Origin of the sequence: Streptomyces specialis (genome assembly GCF_001493375.1) — a bacterium.
Lineage (GTDB): Bacteria > Actinomycetota > Actinomycetes > Streptomycetales > Streptomycetaceae > Streptomyces > Streptomyces specialis.
Map to the genome: position 1 here is coordinate 1 of NZ_LN929806.1, position 4,336 is coordinate 4,336.

At 79.6% G+C, this 4,336-nt stretch carries 1 protein-coding gene; it reads left to right on the forward strand.

What is annotated here, in order from left to right; translation table 11 throughout:
- Positions 1 to 121: 121 nt before the first annotated feature.
- Positions 122 to 4,273: a beta-ketoacyl synthase N-terminal-like domain-containing protein gene (locus BN2279_RS07390; protein WP_059007681.1), complete on the forward strand. Its 4,152-nt coding sequence runs from the start codon at positions 122 to 124 to the stop codon at positions 4,271 to 4,273.
- The last annotated feature ends 63 nt before the right edge of the window (positions 4,274 to 4,336 follow it).

The following is a 4,336-nucleotide window of genomic DNA, read 5'->3' on the forward strand; positions in this document are numbered from 1 at the left end:
CCGGGGCCGCCGCCCCGCGGCCCTCCCCCGGGGGGCCGGCCGGCGGGCCGGACCCGGCGGGGGACGCGCCGCGCCGGGCGCGGGTCACGGCGGGGGGGGCCCCCGCCTCCTTCGCCCCGCCGTGCTGCGCGCCCCCGGCCCCGCGCCGGACGCGACGCCCGGTACCGCCGGTGACGACGGCCCGCAGGTCGTCGCGCTGTCCGCCCCCACCGCCGGACGGCTGGCCGCCACCGCCGCCCGGCTGCTGGCGTGGCTGGAGAACGCGGCGGCCGGGGCCGACACGCCGCCGCGACTCGCGGACATCGCCCGCACCCTGCGGGAGGGCCGGGTCGCCGAGGAGCACCGGTGGGCGGCGCTCTGCTCCGGCACCGGTGAACTGCGGGCCGCGCTGGCGGCGTTCACGGCGGGCCGTCCCTGGCCCGGCGCCGCCGTCTCGGTGACCGGGCCGGAAGGCCCGCGCGCCCCGGCCCCGGCCCCGCCGTCCGGCACGCCCGCCGCCGCCGCGATGGCGGCGTGGCTGGCCGGGGACGAGCCGGACTGGCGGCCGTTCCGCGCCCCCGGCGCGCGCCGGATCCCGCTGCCGGTGCGGGTGTTCGACGGCGATCCGCACCCCCTGCCGGGCGCCGCGGACCCGGCCCCCGGGCCCGCGCGGGAAGCGGACGTCACGGCGGCGGAGGCGTATCTCCTCGACCGGTACGCCGAGGTGTCCGGCATCCCCGCCGACCGGCTGCACCCCCGGGTGCCGCTGGAGCGGTACGGCCTCACCTCGTACCTGATCGGTGTGCTCAACGCCCGGCTGGCGGAGGACTTCGCCGCGCCGGTGTCCCGCGCGCTGTTCTTCGAGCACCGCGACCTCGCCGGGGTGGCCGCCGCGCTGGCGGAGCGGCCCGACGCCCCCTGGGCGCCCCGGCCCGCCGGGACGCCAGGACCGGCGCCCGCCGTCCGCGCGCTGCCCCGCCGTTCCGCGCCCCCGGCCGGGGAACCGATCGCGATCGTCGGCATGGCGGGCCGCTATCCGCAGGCCCCCGATCTGGCCACGTTCTGGCGGCAGCTCGAACGCGGCTACGACGCCATCACGCCGCTGCCGGAGTCCCGGCGCCGCCCGGGGTGGCCGGTGGACCTGATGTGGGGCGCGTTCCTGGACGACGTGGACCGTTTCGACGCCCGCTTCTTCCGGATCTCGCCGCGCGACGCCGCGCTGATGGACCCGCAGGAGCGGCTGTTCCTGGAAGTGGCGTGGGAGACGCTGGAGGACGCCGGATACAGCCCCGAACGGCTGCGGGAACGCCACGGCGGCGGCCGGGTCGGCGTCTACGCGGGCGCCATGTACAACGAGTACCCGTACCTCGCCGTCGAGCGGGCCGCGCTGGGCGGCACCCCGGCCGACTGCGGGTCGGCGCTGGCGGGCATCGCCAACCGGGTCTCGTTCTTCCTGTCGCTGTGCGGGCCGAGCATGGCGGTGGACACCATGTGCTCGGCGTCCCTGACCGCCCTGCACCTGGCGGTGGAGGCGCTGCGCCGGGGGGAGTGCGAGGCGGCGCTCGCCGGTGGCGTCAACCTGTCGCTGCATCCGCACAAGTTCCGCCAGCAGGACCGGCTGGGCATGCGGTCCACCGACCACCGCTGCCGCAGCTTCGGCGCGGGCGGCGACGGCTTCACCCCGGGCGAGGGGGTGGGGGCGGTGCTGCTGAAGCCGCTGGGCCCGGCCGAGCGCGACGGGGACCGGATCCACGCGGTGATCCTGGCCACGGGCGTCAACCACGGGGGCCGGACCAGCGGTTACACGGTGCCCAACCCGGTCGCCCAGGGCGATCTGGTCGCGGACGTGCTGCGCCGCGCCGGGGTGGACCCGGCGACGGTGGGCTACCTGGAGGCCCACGGCACGGGAACGGCACTGGGCGATCCGGTGGAGATCAGCGGCCTGCTGCGGGCGTTCGGCGGGCTCCCGGCGGGCAGTCGCGCCCTCGGCTCGGTGAAGTCGAACATCGGCCACGCGGAGGCGGCGGCGGGGATCGCCGGGCTCACCAAGGCCGTTCTCCAGCTCCGTCACCGCCGGCTCGTTCCCTCGCTGCACGCCGCCGAGCCGAACCCGGGCATCGACTGGGACGGCACGCCGTTCACCGTGCAGCGCGAGGCGGCGGACTGGCGTCCCGGAGGGCCGGGGCCGCTGCGGTCGGCCGTCAGCTCCTTCGGGGCGGGCGGCGCGAACGCCCACGTGGTTCTGGAGGAGTACGCGCCGGGCGACGGCCCGCCGTCCCCGGCCGGGCCGCACCTGTTCGTGCTGTCCGCCCTGGACGAACGGGCCCTGGCCGCGAGCGCCGCCCGCCTCGCCGCCGCGGTCACCGCGCCCGGCGCGCCGCCGCTCGCCGACGTCGCGCACACGCTGCGGACGGGCCGGCGGGAGATGCGGGAACGGCTCGCGGTCGTCGCGGCCGACCCGGCCGGGCTCGCGGACGCGCTGCGGCGGTTCCGTTCCGGCGGGACGGAACACGTGGTCCGGGGGTCGCTGCCGGGCGACGTCCCGCCGCACGGCGCCGACGCGCCCGACGCGGCGTACCCGGGCGCCGGCGGGACCGGCGGCGCCCCGGCGTCCCTGGCCCGGCACTGGGCGGGCGGTGGGCGGGCGGGCTGGGCCCGCCTGGCCCCCCCGGGGGTGCGGCGGCCGGTGTCGCTGCCGTCGTATCCGTTCGCCCGCGCCCGCCACTGGCTCCCGGAGCCGGAGCCGGAGCCGGACCCGGCCCACGGGCCGGGCGCGGTGGAGCTGTTCACCCCGGTGTGGCGGCCCGCCGCCGCGCCGGGCCGGGCGGACGCGCCGCCCGAGGGCCCGGTGCTGTGCCTGTACGCCGACACCGCGCCCTCCCGCGCGGTGGCCGGGGAACTCCTCGCGGCGCTCGGCCCGGACCGCGTCCACCTGCTGCCCGAACGCGACGGCGGCGACGGCCCCGGCTTCGCGGACGCGCCCGACCCGGCGGCCGTCATCGACGGGCTGACCGCCCGGCTGCCGGGGCTCGCCAGCTGGATCGACGTGACCGACCTGGGCCGGGAGGGCGACGACGCCGGGAACGGCTGGGCCGCCCGGGTCCTGATGCTCCAGCGGCTGATCGCCTCCCGGGGCGGCGGCGCGCTGCGCGTCCTGCACGCGTCGGACCCGCGCCCCGGCACCGGCGCCGCCGCCCTTCCGGGGGGGGCCCGCATGGGCGGGCTGCTGCCGCCGCTGGGCGTGGAGTACCGGCGGCTGCGCGCCACCGTGCTGGTCCCCGACGCCGCCCCGCCCGACGCCGCCCGCCAGATCCTCGCCGAGTGGTCCGCGCCCGCCGGGCCGCCCGGGGTGCGGTACCGGGCCGGGCAGCGGCTGCTGCCCGCCCTCGACGCCCTCGACCCGCTCCCCGCCTCCGGCACGTCCGCCGCCGTCCCCGTCTTCCGCGCCGACCCCGACCGGGTCTACGTGGTGTCCGGCGGGACCCGGGGCATCGGCGCGCTGGCCGCGTCGCTGCTCGCCGCGCGCGGCGCCCGCCGGATCGCCCTGCTCGGCACGCGCCCCCTGCCGCCCCGGCACCGGTGGGACGGGCTGCCGGACGACGCGCCCGAGGCGGCGGCGGTCCGTACGGTCCGGGAGCTGGAACGGGCCGGCGCGCGGGTGATGACGTACGGCGGGCCGCTGCTGCCGGGACCGCTGACCGGGTTCCTCGACGAGGTCAGGCGGCGGCTGGGGCCGGTCGCCGGGCTGGTGCACTGCGCCGGGCTGCCGTCCCGGGGACGCCCGCCGTTCGTGCGGAAGTCCGTGGACGACCTGCGGGCCGTCGCGGAGCCGAAGGCGGAGGGGCTGGCGGCGCTGCTGGCGGCCTGCGAGCCCGACGCGCCGGACTTCTGCGTGCTGATGTCCTCCCTCAGTTCGCTGGCGCCCCGGCTCGGCGCCGGGGTGAGCGACTACGCCACCGCGAACGCCTGCCTGGACGCCGTCGCCGACCACCGGCCGCCCGGCGGGCGTACCCGGGTCGTCGCCGTGAACTGGCCGACGTGGCGCGGCACCGGCATGGGCGCGGATCACGCGGACGCGGCCCGGCCGCTCGGCCTGGACGCGCTCGGCCCCGAGGACGGGCTGCGCGTGCTGGAGACGGTGCTCGCCCTGCCCGGCGGGCCGGGGTCGCCCACCCGGGTCGTGCCGTGTGTCCCGCTGGCCGGGGCCCCGTTCGACCCCTCGGCGCTGCTCGCCACCGCGGCCCCCGGGCCGGACCTGGCACCGGAACAGGGCCTGTCTCTGACACACATCTGACGCTGCCGACGAAGAGGCCTGGTGAGAGGTCGGCAGACGCGCTGCTAAAGAAAAAAGAGCTCG